Annotated in this window: 16 protein-coding genes and 1 tRNA gene; 8 read left to right on the forward strand and 9 right to left on the reverse strand. The window is 44.1% G+C overall.

What is annotated here, in order from left to right:
* Positions 1–39: 39 nt before the first annotated feature.
* The 6 genes from ispF to folB all read right to left on the reverse strand — a co-directional run bounded on the left by ispF (position 40) and on the right by folB (position 3,468).
* Positions 40–516 carry a 2-C-methyl-D-erythritol 2,4-cyclodiphosphate synthase gene (ispF, locus tag FKQ60_RS11260; protein WP_004396002.1) on the reverse strand — a complete coding sequence of 159 codons (477 nt, stop codon included), beginning with the start codon at positions 514–516 and terminating at the stop codon, positions 40–42.
* Entirely contained in the window at positions 513–1,163 is a 651-nt protein-coding gene (gene ispD, locus FKQ60_RS11265; RefSeq protein WP_233268205.1) for a 2-C-methyl-D-erythritol 4-phosphate cytidylyltransferase, read from the reverse strand. Before ispD ends, ispF begins: the two co-directional genes overlap by 4 nt.
* Positions 1,164–1,213: 50 nt before the next feature.
* On the reverse strand, positions 1,214–1,495 hold the full coding sequence (ftsB, locus tag FKQ60_RS11270; protein WP_040904691.1) for a cell division protein FtsB: 282 nt from the start codon (positions 1,493–1,495) through the stop codon (positions 1,214–1,216).
* A 306-nt stretch (positions 1,496–1,801) separates the two neighbouring features.
* Positions 1,802–2,605 carry an undecaprenyl-diphosphate phosphatase gene (locus FKQ60_RS11275; protein WP_154169169.1) on the reverse strand — a complete coding sequence of 268 codons (804 nt, stop codon included), beginning with the start codon at positions 2,603–2,605 and terminating at the stop codon, positions 1,802–1,804.
* Positions 2,606–2,614: 9 nt separating this feature from the next.
* Entirely contained in the window at positions 2,615–3,118 is a 504-nt protein-coding gene (gene folK / locus FKQ60_RS11280; RefSeq protein ID WP_154169171.1) for a 2-amino-4-hydroxy-6-hydroxymethyldihydropteridine diphosphokinase, read from the reverse strand.
* Positions 3,115–3,468 (reverse strand): bifunctional dihydroneopterin aldolase/7,8-dihydroneopterin epimerase, encoded by a 354-nt coding sequence (gene folB, locus FKQ60_RS11285; protein ID WP_154169173.1) that lies wholly within the window; start codon positions 3,466–3,468, stop codon positions 3,115–3,117. Before folB ends, folK begins: the two co-directional genes overlap by 4 nt.
* Positions 3,469–3,985: 517 nt before the next feature.
* On the opposite strand from folB, the gene plsY reads away from it, so the two are divergent.
* The gene (plsY, locus tag FKQ60_RS11290; protein ID WP_170904569.1) at positions 3,986–4,579 is read left to right on the forward strand and encodes a glycerol-3-phosphate 1-O-acyltransferase PlsY; all 594 of its coding nucleotides are present in this window, start codon (positions 3,986–3,988) and stop codon (positions 4,577–4,579) included.
* 54 nt (positions 4,580–4,633) lie between these two features.
* Here plsY and tsaD read toward each other — a convergent pair whose 3' ends face one another.
* The gene (gene tsaD / locus FKQ60_RS11295) at positions 4,634–5,650 is read right to left on the reverse strand and encodes a tRNA (adenosine(37)-N6)-threonylcarbamoyltransferase complex transferase subunit TsaD (protein ID WP_170904570.1); all 1,017 of its coding nucleotides are present in this window, start codon (positions 5,648–5,650) and stop codon (positions 4,634–4,636) included.
* Positions 5,651–5,922: 272 nt separating this feature from the next.
* Between tsaD and rpsU the strand changes: the two genes are divergently transcribed.
* From rpsU to FKQ60_RS11320, 5 genes are all read left to right on the forward strand, one after another.
* Positions 5,923–6,138 (forward strand): 30S ribosomal protein S21, encoded by a 216-nt coding sequence (gene rpsU, locus FKQ60_RS11300; protein ID WP_004396009.1) that lies wholly within the window; start codon positions 5,923–5,925, stop codon positions 6,136–6,138.
* 28 nt (positions 6,139–6,166) lie between these two features.
* Positions 6,167–6,610, forward strand: a complete 444-nt coding sequence (locus tag FKQ60_RS11305) for a GatB/YqeY domain-containing protein (RefSeq protein WP_170904571.1) — start codon at positions 6,167–6,169, stop codon at positions 6,608–6,610.
* Between the two features lie 95 nt (positions 6,611–6,705).
* Positions 6,706–8,469, forward strand: a complete 1,764-nt coding sequence (gene dnaG, locus FKQ60_RS11310; RefSeq protein WP_170904572.1) for a DNA primase — start codon at positions 6,706–6,708, stop codon at positions 8,467–8,469.
* A 97-nt stretch (positions 8,470–8,566) separates the two neighbouring features.
* Positions 8,567–10,438, forward strand: a complete 1,872-nt coding sequence (gene rpoD, locus FKQ60_RS11315) for an RNA polymerase sigma factor RpoD (protein ID WP_115152688.1) — start codon at positions 8,567–8,569, stop codon at positions 10,436–10,438.
* A gap of 142 nt (positions 10,439–10,580) precedes the next feature.
* Positions 10,581–10,656 (forward strand) — tRNA-Ile (locus FKQ60_RS11320).
* Between the two features lie 286 nt (positions 10,657–10,942).
* On the opposite strand, the gene FKQ60_RS11325 is transcribed toward FKQ60_RS11320, so the two are convergent.
* Complete coding sequence (locus tag FKQ60_RS11325; RefSeq protein WP_158144281.1) at positions 10,943–11,362, reverse strand: ACT domain-containing protein; 420 nt, start codon at positions 11,360–11,362, stop codon at positions 10,943–10,945.
* Between the two features lie 718 nt (positions 11,363–12,080).
* Between FKQ60_RS11325 and leuE the strand changes: the two genes are divergently transcribed.
* Positions 12,081–12,719 (forward strand): leucine efflux protein LeuE, encoded by a 639-nt coding sequence (gene leuE / locus FKQ60_RS11330; protein ID WP_004396014.1) that lies wholly within the window; start codon positions 12,081–12,083, stop codon positions 12,717–12,719.
* A 90-nt stretch (positions 12,720–12,809) separates the two neighbouring features.
* The gene (locus FKQ60_RS11335) at positions 12,810–14,567 is read left to right on the forward strand and encodes a lysophospholipid acyltransferase family protein (protein ID WP_161425705.1); all 1,758 of its coding nucleotides are present in this window, start codon (positions 12,810–12,812) and stop codon (positions 14,565–14,567) included.
* A gap of 123 nt (positions 14,568–14,690) precedes the next feature.
* Here the strand turns inward: FKQ60_RS11335 and FKQ60_RS11340 are convergent, their stop codons facing one another.
* The gene (locus tag FKQ60_RS11340; RefSeq protein ID WP_170904573.1) at positions 14,691–16,745 is read right to left on the reverse strand and encodes a BCCT family transporter; all 2,055 of its coding nucleotides are present in this window, start codon (positions 16,743–16,745) and stop codon (positions 14,691–14,693) included.
* Between the last annotated feature and the right edge of the window lie 175 nt (positions 16,746–16,920).

Raw genomic sequence — 16,920 nt, forward strand, 5'->3', positions numbered from 1 at the left:
TACGACTCGCATTCGATCATGCAGAGCGTTCACCAAGTCTTAAGCTTTTATTAATAATACCACGGCTTCGCAAGCGATCCCTTCTTTACGGCCAGTAAAGCCTAACCGTTCGGTGGTGGTTGCTTTGACATTAATGTTACTCGTTGCTGTTTGTAAGTCCTCAGCGATCACTTGACACATCGATTCAATATAAGGCGCCATTTTCGGCGCTTGAGCAATCAGCGTAATATCGGCATTGCCCAACTGATACCCCTGTTTGAGAACACGTTGATATACATCGCGCAGTAAAGCTCGACTATCAGCACCTTTCCATTGCTCATCCGTATCGGGAAAATGACGGCCAATATCACCGGCGGCAATCGCGCCTAAAAGCGCATCACACAAAGCATGCAACGCCACATCACCATCAGAGTGAGCAATCAGGCCCTGCTCATAAGGGATAGAAACACCGCCAATTATCACCGGGCCTTCACCGCCAAATTTATGCACATCAAAACCGTGGCCAATACGTATCATGCTGTTTCCTTTTTTCGACTTAAATAAAACTCAGCCAATGCCAGATCTTCTGGCTGAGTAATTTTAATATTATCCGCTCGCCCGCTCACTAAGCCTGGAGACAAACCTTGCCACTCAAAAGCAGAGGCTTCATCGGTAATGATCGCCTTTTGTTCTAAGGCTTGTTGTAGCGCCTGTAATAAAGGCTGACAACGAAACATCTGCGGCGTTAGCGCATGCCATAATGCTTGACGTTCAACGGTTTGCGAAATATTACCGTCCCCGTCACCACGCTTCATCGTATCGCGGACAGGGCTAGCAAGTATCGCCCCTACCGGATGAGATAATGCACGCTGAATTAACTGCGTAATATCACGCTCAGTGACGCAGGGTCTTGCCGCATCATGCGCCATCACCCATTCGCCTAATTGCTGTTCATCCACCAAACGTAGCGCGTTGAGTACCGACTCTGCACGCTCTTTTCCGCCATTGACCACCTTCACTCGGGGATGACTTGCTAATGATAAGGAAGAAAAGTAAGGGTCTTGCTGACTGATAGCAATAACAACCTGTCCTATCTGTGGGTGAGCCAATAACTGCTCAACCGTATGCTCTAATACCGTTTTTCCATTAAGCAGGAGATATTGCTTAGGACGATCAGCCTGCATTCGACTGCCAATCCCAGCGGCGGGAACAATGGCGGTAATTAATGGAACGTTCAAGGCGTTACCTCACCGATAATCCGATAAAAGGTTTCATTGTCTTTGACCATTCCTAACTCATGGCGGGCGCGCTCTTCAATCGCATCAAGCCCCTGCCGTAAATCATCGATTTCAGCAAACATCTCTTGGTTTCGTTGGTGCAAATTACTGTTCACTTGTTCTTGTACGTTAATTTCACTCGAGACCATTCGAAAGTCTACGATGCCATTTTTACTTAACCATAAATGGTATTGCAGCCAGCCAAATAGCAAAAATAAGGCTATCGCCAATACTCGCATCTTTTTCACCTTACTGATGGGAGCGGTACCTAATGAGAAGTACCGTCTACATTGACAGTTTACTTGCCCGCTTACTTATATCATAAGCGCCAAAATCAGGCGAGTAAGCTCACGGTTTAAGTCGTTGTCAATGAACAACTATCTCCAGCGGTTTAACCAATAATCTCCAAACGACTTGGTTCTGAAGCGAGACGACAAGTCAGTCAATCGCTACTCACATAAAGGCCCTATCTGAGTAGCGTTAACGATCCTCGCTCCTAGCCAACACCACCGCGCTTAATACGGATGGCTGCTGACTAAAAAGTATTAATTCATCGATAAAAACAGAAGTAATCCAAAACCTAAAATTAAACGATAAATCACAAAAGGAGTCATCCCCATTCGAGAAATGAGCTTTAAGAAAAAGAAAATACACAAATAGGCGCTAATAAACGAGGTGATCACGCCAGTAATTAAGAAATTAATCTGAATCGGTTCACCGCTCGTGATTAACTTAAGACCTAAGTATCCACCAGCTAAAGTAATAATTGGAATCGACATTAAAAATGAAAATCGCGCCGCAGCTTCACGAGTAAAGCCTAAATACAGCGCAGCCGTAATGGTTGCACCTGAGCGTGATGTACCGGGAATAATCGCTAACGCTTGTGCGACACCAACAAAAAGAGCCTGCTTCCATCCCGCTTGATACTCATCTTGGGCAAGACGAGCATGTCTATCCACATACCAAAGCAGTAAGCCAAAAATGATCGTCGTTGTGGCAATCACCCACGCACTACGCAGATACAGCTCAACAATATCTTTCATTAATAAACCAAAAATACACGCGGGAATGGTCGCGAGAATGATCAACCAAGCCAGTTTGGCTTCTTTGCTGCGATCACCTTTGAAAATGGACGCAAAAAATGCTCGTAATAAGCTCACCACTTCATGGCGAAAATAAATGATCACCGCAGCTAAGGTGCCAACATGCACTGCCACATCAAAAGCTAAACCTTGATCTTCCCAGCCTAAAATAGCCGAAGGCAAAATAAGATGAGCAGAGCTAGAGATGGGTAAGAATTCAGTTAAGCCTTGGATCAACGCCAATATAAACGCTTCAAAATAAGTCATGATTATTCTCTAATTAACGGATTTACGGATGGAAAACCATAAAGGAATGAGAGTTAAAGAGTCGAGATCTGGCGTTGCTTGCCACACCTCTTGAACCGTTTGCTCGCTGCCAGGAATCAGCAACTGGGGCGACAATTCGTACAAAGGTTGGATAACAAAAGGATAATGATAAATATCCCGTCTTGGCAAGACGGGCGCTTCGCTCGAGACTTGCTCACCATAAAGTAGTAAATCCAAATCTAACGTTCGATCTTGAAACTTCTTTGCGTTGATCTCTCTTCCCCAACGCCGTTCTATATCCCGTAATTTCTCTAGCAAAACGGGTAAAGAGAGCGTGGTAGTGATCTCCGCAACCAGATTATAAAAAGCATGGCTATCAAAGCCGACAGATGGGCACTCATAAACCGACGATAAGCGCAGTCGATCCGTTAACGTCGCTAATTCACGACATCCAGCTTCAATATGTCGATGACGTTGAACATTGGAACCAATACCAATATAACAAGTGATCATGCCTGTCCTCGTTCAATCACCACACCAACCCCTTTTGCTTGTGCTACCGCTCCCGGCTTGGTTAAACGGACCTTAACCCAAGGCACAGAAAAACGCTGCATAATCAGCTCAGCCACTTCTTCAGCAACTCGCTCTACCAATAAAAAACGCCCCTGTTCAATATGCTCAATCACCGCTTGACTGACTTGGGCATAATCCAATGCATCAGCCACATCATCGCTTTTGCCAGCAGGTTGATTATTATGAGCCATCTCCAAATCAAGCACTAATTTTTGCTTAATGGTCTGCTCCCAGTCATAAACACCAATGGTTGTGACCACAGTTAACTGCTCGATAAAAACTTTATCCATGGCAATATTGCCTCCTTTTTGCTGGTCGGATATCCAAATTGAGTAAAAAAACGGACTATTGGGGTTTATCACGATATCATATACCCAAACCACCTATTGATGCGAAACTCTCAAGATTTTTTGTTTCTTCATTGCCTTAATGACTATTTTTCAGGCTATTTAACAATTGCTTGCAATGATAACCGGCAACGCATGCCATCATTAAAAAACCGTCAGGTTGTCATTTTTTATCAGCAGGAAAAGTTAACGTGATGACCGCGTCCAAGACAACTTTTATCAGGTTTGGGTCACGTTAAAAATAAAGAAATCCTGAGACTATACCCAAACGACTTGGGGTTGCACGCCGTCGGCAAGTGAGTACATCGCCATGATATGTGATTGGGATAAACGAACGCAGTCAACACCGCTGTAGCTTCAATTAAGAAGGGGATATTCGTCGCATTAGAGAGAGTCCCCCGCTAAACATTGGCTTACCTTACAAACAATACGTAGCCAAACAACGACGGTAGAGGCCGCTATGACGCCACTAGCACTGATCATGATTATTTGCGCCTATTTACTGGGGTCAATTTCCAGTGCGGTATTGATCTGCCGATTACTGCGTTTGCCTGATCCTCGCGGCGTCGGCTCTCATAATCCCGGAGCCACCAATGTACTGCGCATTGCCGGTAAGAAAACCGCCTTGGCAGTGCTGATTTGTGACATGCTCAAAGGAACGATTCCTGTCTGGGGCGGTTATTACCTTAACATTGATCCTCTCATGCTCGGCTTAATCGGTATCGCGGCCTGCCTTGGTCACATGTATCCCCTATTTTTCCATTTCAAAGGCGGTAAGGGCGTGGCGACAGCACTAGGCGCCATTGCACCAATAGGCTTAGAATTAACCTCCATGGTCATTGTCACTTGGTTAGTGGTGGTCTTTATTTTCCGTTATTCCTCCCTTGCCGCACTGGTAACCGTTTTATTGACGCCTTTTTATACCTGGATGATCAAACCACACTATACATTGCCCGTCGCGATGCTCTGCTGCTTAATCGTGCTTCGTCATCAAGAGAACATTAAGCGTCTTTTTATCGGCACAGAGCCGAAAGTTGGCGAGAAAAAACCATAAAAAAACGGCCATGGCTATGACCGTTTCCAATGAGAACCGTTACCGCTTGATTGATTAAGCAATCGGCGTCAGTTGGTCAATCGGCCAACGAGGCCGCGCTTGAACACTGAGCTCTGTAACATCACCATTTTTTAAGCGTTGCATCCCCGCATAAGCAATCATCGCGCCATTATCGGTACAAAATTCGGTACGCGGATAAAACACCTCACCGCCAATTTTCTCGGCTAGCTTGGCTAAATCAGCACGTAGCTGCTTATTCGCACTCACCCCACCAGCAATCACAATACGTTTCATTCCAGTTTGCTCGAGCGCACGTCGACATTTGATGACTAATGTGTCACACACTGCATCTTGGAACGCATAAGCAATATCAGCTCGAGTTTGCTCATCGTCACCATTGGCAGCAATGGTATTGGCTGTAAAGGTTTTTAAACCTGAAAAACTCATGTCTAAGCCCGGGCGGTCGGTCATAGGGCGAGGAAACTTAAAGCGTCCAGGCGTGCCTTTTTCTGCCAAGCGAGCCAACATCGGTCCTCCTGGATAATCGAGCCCCATCAACTTAGCGGTTTTATCAAACGCTTCGCCTGCCGCATCATCAATCGATTCACCCAAAATCGTATAATCGCCAATTCCCTTAACTTCCACCATCATCGAGTGGCCACCAGAAACCAACACCGCAACAAAGGGAAACGGCGGTGGATTATCTTCCAGCATTGGCGCCAACAAATGCCCTTCCATATGATGAACCGCCACCGCAGGAATATTCCAAGCATACGCCAAACTACGACCAATCGTCGCTCCGACCAATAAAGCGCCCACCAAGCCGGGGCCGGCAGTATAAGCTATGCCGTCAATATCGGTGGGAGTCAGCTTAGCCTCCGCCATGGCGGCTTTAATCAGTGGAATGGTTTTTTTTACGTGATCACGCGAAGCCAGCTCCGGTACCACACCACCATAATCGGCGTGCAGTTTTACTTGGCTATACAATTGATGAGATAAAAGACCTTTCTCATCATCATAAATCGCGATTCCAGTTTCATCGCAAGAGGTTTCAATTCCAATAATGCGCATAGTATTCTCAGCATGCTGTCTGCTAGAAGCTGTTGACCGTGGTCGAACAGCCGCCAATAATCAAAATTCCGCTCATGTTACCTCGGCTTGGCATGACAAACAAACTTTGTACAGACAGTAAACAACAAAGTACTTTACAAAGCGGTCACGATAGGATTAAAATTCCGCACCATTTTTGATCAAGCTGGTTATCGCTCTAGTCGACAAGCTATCTTGTTACTTTGGCCACAAAATACCAGCGTTAACGAATTAACCCCTGAGGTGAAAGGCATATGCCAATAGTTAAAGTACGTGAAAACGAACCGTTCGACGTAGCACTACGTCGTTTCAAGCGCTCTTGCGAAAAAGCAGGTATCCTTTCTGAAGTGCGTCGTCGTGAGCACTACGAAAAGCCAACTACTGTTCGCAAACGTGCTAAAGCAGCAGCTCAAAAGCGTCACGCTAAGAAGCTAGCTCGCGAAAACGCTCGTCGCGTTCGCCTGTACTAATAACTGATTCCAAAAAAGGAATAAAGTTATGGCTCTGATTGACACTCTCAAAGAAGAGCAAAAATTAGCGATGAAAGCCAAGGACAAAGCGCGCCTTGGCACTATTCGTTTGGCCTTAGCCGGCATTAAGCAACGTGAAGTTGACGAACAGATTACTCTGAACGACGACGACATTTTGGCTGTGCTGGTGAAAATGGTTAAACAACGTCGCGACTCTGTTACGCAATATGAAGCTGCTAATCGTCAAGATTTAGCAGATGTGGAAAAAGCGGAAATCACCGTTCTTGAGGAATTTATGCCTCAACCATTGAGTGAAGAAGACGTTATCGCCCTGATTGACAGTGCGGTGGCTGAATCTCAAGCCAGTGGCATGCAAGACATGGGTAAAGTGATGGCGCTGATCAAACCACATATTCAAGGGCGTGCAGATATGGGTAGAGTAAGCAGTTTAGTTCGCGCTAAACTCGTTTAATCCCACACCCAAATGCATCAAGCCGTGCTATCCTCTGGTAGGCACGGCTTGTTCGTATCTACACTTTTGGTTTTTCTCTCTTTCTTTTAGGTTGTATGGCAGGACAAATTCCTCGTAGTTTCATTGATGATCTCCTTGCTCGACTCGATATTGTCGACATCATCGACGCACGTGTAAAACTTAAAAAAAAGGGCAAAAACTACGGCGCTTGCTGCCCATTTCATAATGAGAAAACCCCTTCGTTTAGCGTCAGTCAAGAAAAGCAGTTTTATCACTGCTTTGGTTGTGGTGTGCATGGCAACGCGATTGATTTCCTTATGGAATACGAGCGACTGGAATTCCCTGAAGCCATTGAAGAACTTGCTTCTTATCTAGGATTAGAGGTTCCACGTGAAGAGCGCTACAACAACAGTCAGTCAGCCTCAAATTCAACACCGCGCGTTAATAGCGATGAAAAACGCACACTGTATGATTTACTAAGTAACATCGCACAGTTTTATCGTCAGCAATTAAAAACCCCAGCCGGGCGAGGCGCAATCGAGTATCTCAAAGATCGAGGCTTATCCGGTGATATAGCACAACAGTTTGGCATTGGTTACGTACCTGACGAGTGGGACTTAGTACGCCGTAATTTTGGCCAGCATCCACAAACTCAAGAGATGCTGGTGACGGGTGGAATGCTGATAGAGAACGAGAGTGGCAAACGCTACGACCGTTTTCGTGGTCGAGTCATGTTTCCGATTAGAGATCGCCGGGGTCGCGTGATTGGCTTTGGTGGTCGAGTGATTGGCAATGGCACACCTAAATACCTTAACTCGCCAGAAACGCCGATATTCCATAAAGGCAAAGAGCTTTACGGCCTGTATGAAGTGATGCAAGCTCATCGCGATCCAGTACAGATACTGGTCGTTGAGGGCTATATGGATGTGGTCGCTTTAGCCCAATATGGTGTTGATTATGCGGTTGCCTCACTGGGTACCGCGACCACTGGCGACCACTTACAACTGCTGTTTCGTCAAACCAATACCGTTGTCTGTTGCTATGATGGTGACCGAGCCGGCAGAGAAGCGGCCTGGCGAGCTTTAGAAAATGCGCTAAGCTATCTTAAAAGTGGCAATATTCTTAAGTTTCTTTTCTTGCCCGATGGTGAGGATCCTGACAGCTACATCAGAAAGCACGGTAAAGAAAATTTTGAACAAGCCGTACAGAGTGCAAAACCGCTCTCGAGTTATCTTTTTGAAAACCTGATTGAGACCCACAAACTCAACTTAGGTACCGTAGAAGGAAAATCAACCCTACGCACCTTAGCGAATGAGTTGATTAATAAAATCCCAGATATTGGCTTTCAACAAGAGTTGGATGAAAAGCTCGATAAACTCACGGGCTTTATGAGCCATGGAAAACAACGTCGCACTCAACCAACAAGCGAGCGACCACAACCGCACAAAGAGCTAAAACGCACCCCAATGCGTGAAGTTATCGCTTTGCTTGTGCAAAATCCGAGCTATGCTGAAATGGTGCCGGAATTGTCGAGTGTCAAACACTTAGCCATTCCCGGTTTAAGTTTGCTGGTCAATGTGGTTGAAAATTGTCAGCAACACCCCCATATCACTACCGGTCAATTGCTTGAGCATTGGCGTAATAATGAACATGAAGCACTGCTGTCTCGTCTGGCAAGTTGGGAAATCCCCCTTGTCGAAGACAACCAAGAAGAACTATTTTTAGACTCATTGGACAAAATTCTTGCCCAGTGTGTAGAAAAACAAATTGAAAACTTGCAGGCGAAAGAAAGAAGCGTCGGTTTATCAACCGATGAAAAAAGGGAGCTCATAGCATTAATGCTAGAATTGAAAGCGTAACCCAGTTTAAATAGTCAGCAACGAATAAATTTGTTAATATACATGGTTTGCATTTCGCACACTATTCTTTCACCAGATACGAAGTTGGATACCGTCTATGGATCAAAATCCGCAGTCACAGCTAAAATTACTTGTCATCAAGGGCAAGGAACAAGGCTATCTGACCTACGCCGAAGTTAATGACCACCTACCTGCTGAGATCGTCGATTCTGAGCAAGTGGAAGATATTATTCAGATGATCAACGACATGGGTATTAAGGTAGTAGAAACTGCTCCTGATGCCGATGATCTCGCTTTAAGCGACGATAACACGATCACTGATGAAGATGCCGCTGAAGCCGCTGCCGCAGCGCTTTCAAGCGTAGAAAGCGAGATTGGTCGAACTACCGATCCTGTACGCATGTATATGCGTGAAATGGGAACCGTAGAGCTGCTAACTCGTGAAGGTGAAATTGATATCGCTAAACGCATTGAAGAAGGTATTAACCAAGTTCAAAGCGCCGTTGCTGAATATCCCGGTACGATTCCTTATATTCTTGAGCAGTTCGATAAAGTTCAAGCAGAAGAGTTACGCCTAACCGATCTGATTTCCGGTTTTGTTGACCCGAATGAAGATGAAACTACTGCGCCAACCGCGACGCACATCGGCTCTGAGCTGACTGGTGCTGATCTCGATGACGAAGACAGTAAAGACATCGATGAAGACGAAGATGAAGACGAAGATGGTGACAGCACCGACGATGCCGAAGAAGATACTGGTATCGATCCTGAACTGGCACTAGAAAAATTCACTGAGTTACGTAATAAATATCAAAACTTACAGTTAGCGATCAACGAACACGGTAATGACAGCTCAACAACTCAGCAAGCTTCTGAGTTAGTACTGGATATCTTCCGCGAGTTTCGTCTAACGCCTAAGCAGTTTGATCATTTAGTCACCACACTGCGTAACTCAATGGAACGTGTTCGTACTCAAGAACGCTTGATCATGAAGACCGTGGTCGAAGTCGCTAAAATGCCGAAAAAGTCATTCATCGCCCTATTTACTGGTAATGAATCGAGCGAAGCATGGCTAGATCAAGTCCTTGCGACCGATAAGCCTTACGTTGAAAAAATTCGCGCCAATGAAGAAATGATCCGTCGTTCTATTCAAAAGCTGCGTATTATCGAACAAGAAACCTCACTTGATGTGAACCGCATCAAAGACATTAGCCGTCGCATGTCAATTGGTGAAGCGAAAGCTCGCCGAGCGAAAAAAGAGATGGTAGAAGCCAACCTACGTTTGGTTATTTCTATTGCCAAGAAATACACCAACCGTGGTCTACAATTTTTGGATCTGATCCAAGAAGGTAACATTGGCCTAATGAAAGCGGTAGATAAATTTGAATATCGCCGTGGTTATAAGTTCTCAACCTATGCAACGTGGTGGATTCGCCAAGCCATCACCCGTTCTATTGCTGATCAAGCGCGCACCATTCGTATTCCAGTTCACATGATCGAAACGATCAATAAACTGAACCGAATTTCGCGCCAGATGCTGCAAGAGATGGGTCGTGAGCCTCTGCCTGAAGAATTAGCGGAACGCATGCAAATGCCGGAAGATAAAATTCGCAAAGTGCTCAAAATCGCCAAAGAGCCAATCTCAATGGAAACGCCAATAGGTGATGATGAAGATTCACATCTAGGTGATTTTATTGAAGATACTACGCTTGAACTGCCTCTAGACTCAGCCACGGCAACGAGCCTAAGAGCCGCAACAAGAGACGTTCTGGCTGGCTTAACACCACGTGAAGCTAAAGTGTTACGGATGCGTTTTGGTATTGATATGAATACAGACCACACTCTTGAAGAAGTGGGCAAACAGTTCGATGTTACTCGCGAACGTATTCGTCAAATCGAAGCCAAAGCACTGCGTAAACTTCGTCACCCAAGCCGCTCAGAAACTCTGCGCAGCTTCCTTGATGAATAACTAAAAACCAACGTGTTTAAAAGGTGAGCAAATGCTCGCCTTTTTTATTACCCCAAATGCTAAGTGAATAAAAACTAAGCGCTATTACCCTATTTTCCGGCTAGACAGACACCCAGCCTTCCCCTATAATCACACACCTATCGGCCCCTTAGCTCAGTGGTTAGAGCAGTCGACTCATAATCGATTGGTCCGCAGTTCAAGTCTGCGAGGGGCCACCAAATTTTAGAAGGTTAGTAAGCGTAGTGTTTACTAACCTTTTTTTGTACCTGACGATTTTGGGTCAGGTAAGCCCCGAGCATGCACTCTTCTCTTTCTCACTCAAGCTACTTTTTAGTACTCTGTATCATTACCGATGAGAGCGGTGATTATTCTTATTGATAACCGCAAGAGAGAAAGGCTTTGCGCCAGATTCAAGAGCTTGTGCCAATTCTGAGACCTTTCGGTAATAAGTTACTCTTCGCCCCGATAAAGTGGTGAGCTTTAGTGCTACTGGTTGATGTGCTTTCATTGTGTGTTCTCATTATCTGTTTGCTGAGTAAATTCTTGCAAAGCCTGTAGCGCCTTTTCAGCCAGAGTGCTTTGCACAAAAATATGATCATGATAATAACCAGCAATCACATTAGCACTGATCCCATAAGACGCTAACTTAGTCGCGAACGCAGCGGTTAAACCTACCGCCTCCAAACTAGAATGCACGGTAAGTGTGATTAAGCTAAAAACGCTATCAAACTTGAGTTGGGCGGCTTTGGCTTGTTGCTCTAATAACACTAAAGTTAAGCCCTCTTGCTCTCGACATGTTGCGATTGGATCTAGGTGCCAATACTCAGATAACGGCCCCTTCACGGTACAAAATACGTAATTGCCCTCGATGATCTGTGGTGACATCGACTTTAGTAATACCTCTAACTCGCTAATTGCTGACATTTTCTAACCTTATCTACTACCTACAAACGTGAAGAATATACGGTGAAATAAAATAAGTTTAATTCATAATATTAATCAAACATTAGAAAGGCTAATATCCTGCACTACATAAACTAAATAAATACAAGAAAGAGAGAAATAGATTGCTGTTACATGGTTGCTTTAACGTTTGGCTACGATAAAAAACTTACTTATCATCATCACACTCATTCACTCAATAATGGATTCCAACAGGATAAAAAACTGAGAAGTAAAGGTTAGTCAGCATTTAAAACGAAGAATGCTTCACAAAACAAACGACCACCAAATCAAGGCCAATTATTGAAATTAAAATTCAAAATAAAATCAATAATCGGACTTTAATTTCAATTAAAAAACAAAAAACCAGATAAAAACACCAATAATGACAAATCAAACAGTCACATATTCCAAATTTTTAAAAGCGCGTTATGATACACGAAAATGACCTAGAAATGAGCCATATCCAAGGGAACCTAGTCACTCCTTCAGGGCCTTTTGAAAAATAAAATCTATTTTTATTAAATGGTTATATACCAAAGCCTCTTAGAGTGAAGAGAAAACGGCAAGTGCATAAAACGCCATGAACATCGATACACGATGTGCTTGGGATGAACGAACGCGCAGCCAACACCGCTACAACTTTAAGTCGTTTGGGTATAGCCGCGTACTTTGATTGATATTATTGGGTAAGAATCATATGTTGGAAAGCATTGGCATCGTTAACCTTTGGGCCTATTTGGTCGGCGTTTTTTTAATTGTTATTGTTCCAGGGCCAAATTCTATCTTCGTGCTAACGGCTAGCGCAAAGTATGGTGTGCGTGGCGGATATAAAGCGGCAATGGGCGTCTTTACTGGTGATGCACTGCTGATTTTTTTAGCCTTTTTGGGCGTGGCTACCGTGGTCAAAAACTCACCGGCCTTGTTTCATGCCATTCAATATTTGGGGGCGGCTTACCTACTTTATCTCGGTATAAAAACCATTACTCAGAGCTTACGAGTTAAAGAGTCTCAGCCTGAGGTGAAATCAGTTCAAAGCAGTAAAGGGATCTATTTTAAAGCGTTAGGACTGAGTATCCTCAACCCTAAAATGATTATTTTTTATGTCTCATTTTTTATTCAATTTATTGATTTTAATGCGCAAAGTACCGGTTTATCGTTTTTAGTTTTGGGCGCAATTTTGCAGCTGTGTAGCATGCTGTATCTCTCGTTACTGATTTTTGCTGGTTTTGGGATCACGAATAAAGTCAAACAACATAAAAAACTAGCGACGCTATCCAATACTTTTATTGGCTCACTGTTTGTGATGTTTGCGCTAAGACTGGCTTTAACCGCTTAATCTTTCGCCATAAAAACTTCATCACAATGCCGCCTCGCTGACACAAACCCCACTTAGCATAACGTCAAGATCACAGTTTGTGAGGACGTTATGCTATCTACGAGCCCTTTTAAATTACCCCGTAAAACCCCTTTTGGACTGGCTGAACACTTTGCAGAATGGGCAACAGGATTAAGTCAACTCGATAAATTTTATCATCAGCGTCCCGCACAATGCTCCAGCGCGGAATTTTTACGTTTTACCTTAGAGATATTAGGAATTGATTATCGCGTCACTAAGGGCTGCGTATCACAAATACCAACAACGGGCACGACCATTGTCGTCGCTAATCATCCTCTCGGATGTGTTGAAGGCATTATCCTTGCTGAACTGCTGCTATCGGTTCGTAATGACGTCAAAATTCTCGCCAATCACTATTTAAAAACGGTGCCAGAGATCGATGAGCTGTTTATTGGTATCGATGTATTTGCCCGCGAGAATGCCAGTCATGCCAATCTATCAGCCTTACGTCAAGCTCATCAGCATCTTGCCAATGGGGGTGTTTTATTGATGTTTCCTGCTGGGGAAGTCTCACAGTGGGTAGACAATAAACCGCAGCGAGTCGAGGATAAAGAGTGGAGCCAATCAGTCAGCCGTTTAGTGAAAAAACATCAAGCGACCGTCTTACCAATCTATATTGATGGCCAAAACTCAAAACGATTTTATATGGCTGGGAAGATACATCCATTACTTCGCACACTCTTACTGGGTAGAGAGCTACTCAACAAACAGCAAAGTTGTATCGAAATAGCGATAGGAGAAACCATTGCTTGCTCAGAAATCGCCACCTTAGATGATCAACAACTGGTTAATTATTTACGCTTAAACACCTATTTATTACAAAATCAGCGCTGGATAACTCGCGATAAAACGCAGCAAGATAGAAGCCTGCCACCTGTCGTTGAAAGGCTGAGCGACGAGATGTTACAACAAGATATTGATACTCTACCTCAAGAATGTCATTTATTGGATCATCAACACTTTAGCGTATATTGTGCCAGTGCCGAGCAAATTCCGGCAATCTTGCATGAGATTGGTCGAGTCAGAGAGTTGAATTTTCGCCACGTCGGTGAAGGAACTGGACTTGCCTTAGATATTGATCACTTTGATCGCGATTACCTGCATCTTTTTATTTGGGATCGGACAGAACATGCGTTAGTTGGCGCTTATCGTCTCGGATTGGTCGATAAATTAGTCGAGCGACACGGTATGCATGGCTTATACACACGCACTTTGTTTCATTACGATCAGCGTTTTATCGATAATATGGGTAAATCTATTGAGATGGGGCGTTCGGTGGTCGATAGTGCTTATCAAAAAAGCGTCGCGCCATTACTGCTGCTCTGGAAAGGCATTGCGACCTATATTGATCGCCACCCTGAATACACACACCTTTTTGGCCCAGTCAGCATCAGCAGTGATTACAGTGAACTTGCACGTCAATTACTCGCCGATACCATGACACTGCACTATTACGATCAAGAACAGGCCAATTTAGTCAGTGCCAGTCACCCACTATCGAGTACCTATCAGCTATGGAATGCCAGCTTACTGTCAGCCCTAGCAGACCTGCAGCTTTTATCACGAGTGATCGCGCGTATTGATGATGGCAAAAGCATCCCTGTTTTATTGCGCCAATATTTAGGCTTAAATGGCCGTTTGGTTTGCTTTAACGTCGATCCTGATTTTAACGACTCATTAGATGGGTTAATTATGGTCGATTTACGTCAAGTCCCGGTACGAACGCTCGCCCGTTATATGGGGGTTGAAGCCGCTCATCGCTATTTAACGCGGCATCATTCAGAGTAAAAATCAGGCACGCCCATCAAAGCAGCGTGCCTGATTTTTTGATTACTTTGCTATACCCAAACAACTTGGCGTTGCAGGTAGACGGCAAGTGCGTCCTTAGATTCTCAGCTCACGAAGCCAATATTAAACCGATGACGTTGCCGTAGTGGGATCTTCGCTTTGTAAATCATCATCATGCTCTTCCATTCGCCAAGGCAAACTCCCCGGTGAAATATGTAAAAAGTGCAGATACTTCTCAAATTGATCCAAAATATCATTGATGATATCGCGCTCTTCATAACCATAAACATCGTAAGCTTGACCTCCCCGACGAAGAAACACTTCCGCTCGATAATAGTAATCATCATCGGTTTGTTTCTCTTGCTCGGAAGCAAACTCGGGCATCTCATAAGCACGCAGACGAATCTCATAAATAAACTCCACTTCGCCCGCTTTCTCAACATCAATAATGCAGCGAGTATTGAGATCATCAAAGGTCACTTTTGCTTGCCAACCTTTATGTTCAAGCTCCTGCTTAACGGTGTTCATAGCAGCCAGTCCGGTCTGCTCGATGAATTTCTCCACACTAGTTTTAGCCGGGAAATCAATAAGGTGCGATAGTCGCTTTTTCCAATTGGTTTTGCCTTGTAGATGCACAGGTAACTTCATATCGTGCTGTAAACTGGTCTCATGATGCCCTTCAATCACTAACGCTCGCCACATGCCAATACCACCAATTAACATGATAATGGCAAACGGTAAGGCACTAACGATCGAGGCGGTTTGTAAGGCGCTGAGTCCCCCCGCAAGCAGTAACACCGAAGCAACCAGTCCTTGAGTCACCACCCAGAATGTACGCTGCCAGACTGGAGTATGCATTGCACCGCCCGATGCTAATGAATCAATCACTAATGAGCCTGAATCTGATGAAGTGACAAAGAAGGTGATGATCAGCAATACCGTAATAAAGGAAACCACGGAAGAGAGAGGCAGAAGCTCAAACAACTGAAAGAGCGCGACAGCATGATCGGCCTGCACATCGGTAATGAGTGAGGTATAACCTTCAACCATAATCAGATGCAGGGCGGTGTCACCAAAAATAGAGAACCAAAGGAAGGTAAAGATCGACGGTACCAACATAACCCCGACCACAAATTGTCGAATCGTTCGGCCGCGACTTATTTTGGCAATAAATAGCCCAACAAAGGGTGCCCAAGCTATCGTCCAGCCAAAAATAAACAGCGTCCAGTTACCAATCCAGTCGCTTGATTCATAAGCTTGCAGACTAAATGTTCGTTCAACAATATTACTTAAATAACTTCCCGTATTTTCTAAAAAGGTTTCTAAGATAAATATTGTGGGTCCAACGATAAATACGAAGAGCATCAAACTGATCGCTAACAGCATATTAATAATCGATAAACGCTTAACACCTTTATCCATACCTGCGAGCACTGAAAATAGAGCTAAGCAAGTAATCACCGCAATCGCACTAATTTGGAAAGGCACACCCACTTCGACGCTTGGCCATAAATAGTTAACCCCTGCGTTAATTTGAGCAACCGATAAACCTAATGTCGTAGCAATACCAAATAAGGTGCCGAGAATCGCGAATATATCGACAATATGACCAATGGGGCCATGAATTCGCTCACCAATCAAAGGATATAATGTTGAGCGCATTGATAACGGCAAACCATGCCGAAAAGCAAAATAAGCTAAACACAAACCAACCAAACCATAAATGGCCCAGATATGAAATCCCCAGTGGAAATAGGCAATTTGCATAGCTTGTTTAGCCGCTTCAATAGTTTCTCCGCTGCCTGTTGGTGGCGAGGCATAATGCAATACCGGTTCTGCGACACCAAAGAAAAGTAAAGCAATACCGTATCCTGCGGAAAAGAGCATCGCAAACCAAGCTGGAAAGCTATATTCAGGCTCAGCATGATCGGGGCCAAGTTTTATATTTCCCCAGCGCGTAAAAGCTAATGAGACAATAAAAATCAAAAATAAGGCGACCGCTAACATATAGAACCAACCAAAGGTTTCGGTTATATAAGCTAACGTCGTCGAAAAAACCTCACCAGCTAGACTAGGATTTGATATGGTTCCTACTACCATTAGTGCTATGACAATTACCGCCGGAATAAAAACCGGAATAAGCACAGTCGAGTTAGATTTCTCTAACTTATCAATCATAAAGCCTCCTGCTTTATTAGTTCTTATTGAAAAAAAAACCTCCTCATCATATAACATTTTGACTCTCACTGCGAATGACACTATCAACTCAATAAAAATCATCGTCATAAAAACAAGCATCAACAACAATGAAATTCATTTTAAAACAGTAAGTTAAACAAAATTAATGTGTCAT

Source organism: Vibrio sp. A11, assembly GCF_013048705.1.
Classification (GTDB): domain Bacteria; phylum Pseudomonadota; class Gammaproteobacteria; order Enterobacterales; family Vibrionaceae; genus Vibrio; species Vibrio metschnikovii.

What these genes read in the sequence shown, in the direction of transcription:
- tsaD (WP_170904570.1), bottom strand. Translation starts at nt 5,650, where the DNA reads ATGCGCATTATTGGAATTGAAACCTCTTGCGATGAAACTGGAATCGCG.
- leuE (WP_004396014.1), top strand. Translation starts at nt 12,081, where the DNA reads ATGTTGGAAAGCATTGGCATCGTTAACCTTTGGGCCTATTTGGTCGGC.
- plsY (WP_170904569.1), top strand. Translation starts at nt 3,986, where the DNA reads ATGACGCCACTAGCACTGATCATGATTATTTGCGCCTATTTACTGGGG.
- FKQ60_RS11335 (WP_161425705.1), top strand. Translation starts at nt 12,810, where the DNA reads ATGCTATCTACGAGCCCTTTTAAATTACCCCGTAAAACCCCTTTTGGA.
- ftsB (WP_040904691.1), bottom strand. Translation starts at nt 1,495, where the DNA reads ATGCGAGTATTGGCGATAGCCTTATTTTTGCTATTTGGCTGGCTGCAA.
- folB (WP_154169173.1), bottom strand. Translation starts at nt 3,468, where the DNA reads ATGGATAAAGTTTTTATCGAGCAGTTAACTGTGGTCACAACCATTGGT.
- FKQ60_RS11340 (WP_170904573.1), bottom strand. Translation starts at nt 16,745, where the DNA reads ATGATTGATAAGTTAGAGAAATCTAACTCGACTGTGCTTATTCCGGTT.
- folK (WP_154169171.1), bottom strand. Translation starts at nt 3,118, where the DNA reads ATGATCACTTGTTATATTGGTATTGGTTCCAATGTTCAACGTCATCGA.
- rpsU (WP_004396009.1), top strand. Translation starts at nt 5,923, where the DNA reads ATGCCAATAGTTAAAGTACGTGAAAACGAACCGTTCGACGTAGCACTA.
- ispF (WP_004396002.1), bottom strand. Translation starts at nt 516, where the DNA reads ATGATACGTATTGGCCACGGTTTTGATGTGCATAAATTTGGCGGTGAA.
- ispD (WP_233268205.1), bottom strand. Translation starts at nt 1,163, where the DNA reads ATGCAGGCTGATCGTCCTAAGCAATATCTCCTGCTTAATGGAAAAACG.
- FKQ60_RS11305 (WP_170904571.1), top strand. Translation starts at nt 6,167, where the DNA reads ATGGCTCTGATTGACACTCTCAAAGAAGAGCAAAAATTAGCGATGAAA.
- FKQ60_RS11325 (WP_158144281.1), bottom strand. Translation starts at nt 11,362, where the DNA reads ATGTCAGCAATTAGCGAGTTAGAGGTATTACTAAAGTCGATGTCACCA.
- rpoD (WP_115152688.1), top strand. Translation starts at nt 8,567, where the DNA reads ATGGATCAAAATCCGCAGTCACAGCTAAAATTACTTGTCATCAAGGGC.
- FKQ60_RS11275 (WP_154169169.1), bottom strand. Translation starts at nt 2,605, where the DNA reads ATGACTTATTTTGAAGCGTTTATATTGGCGTTGATCCAAGGCTTAACT.
- dnaG (WP_170904572.1), top strand. Translation starts at nt 6,706, where the DNA reads ATGGCAGGACAAATTCCTCGTAGTTTCATTGATGATCTCCTTGCTCGA.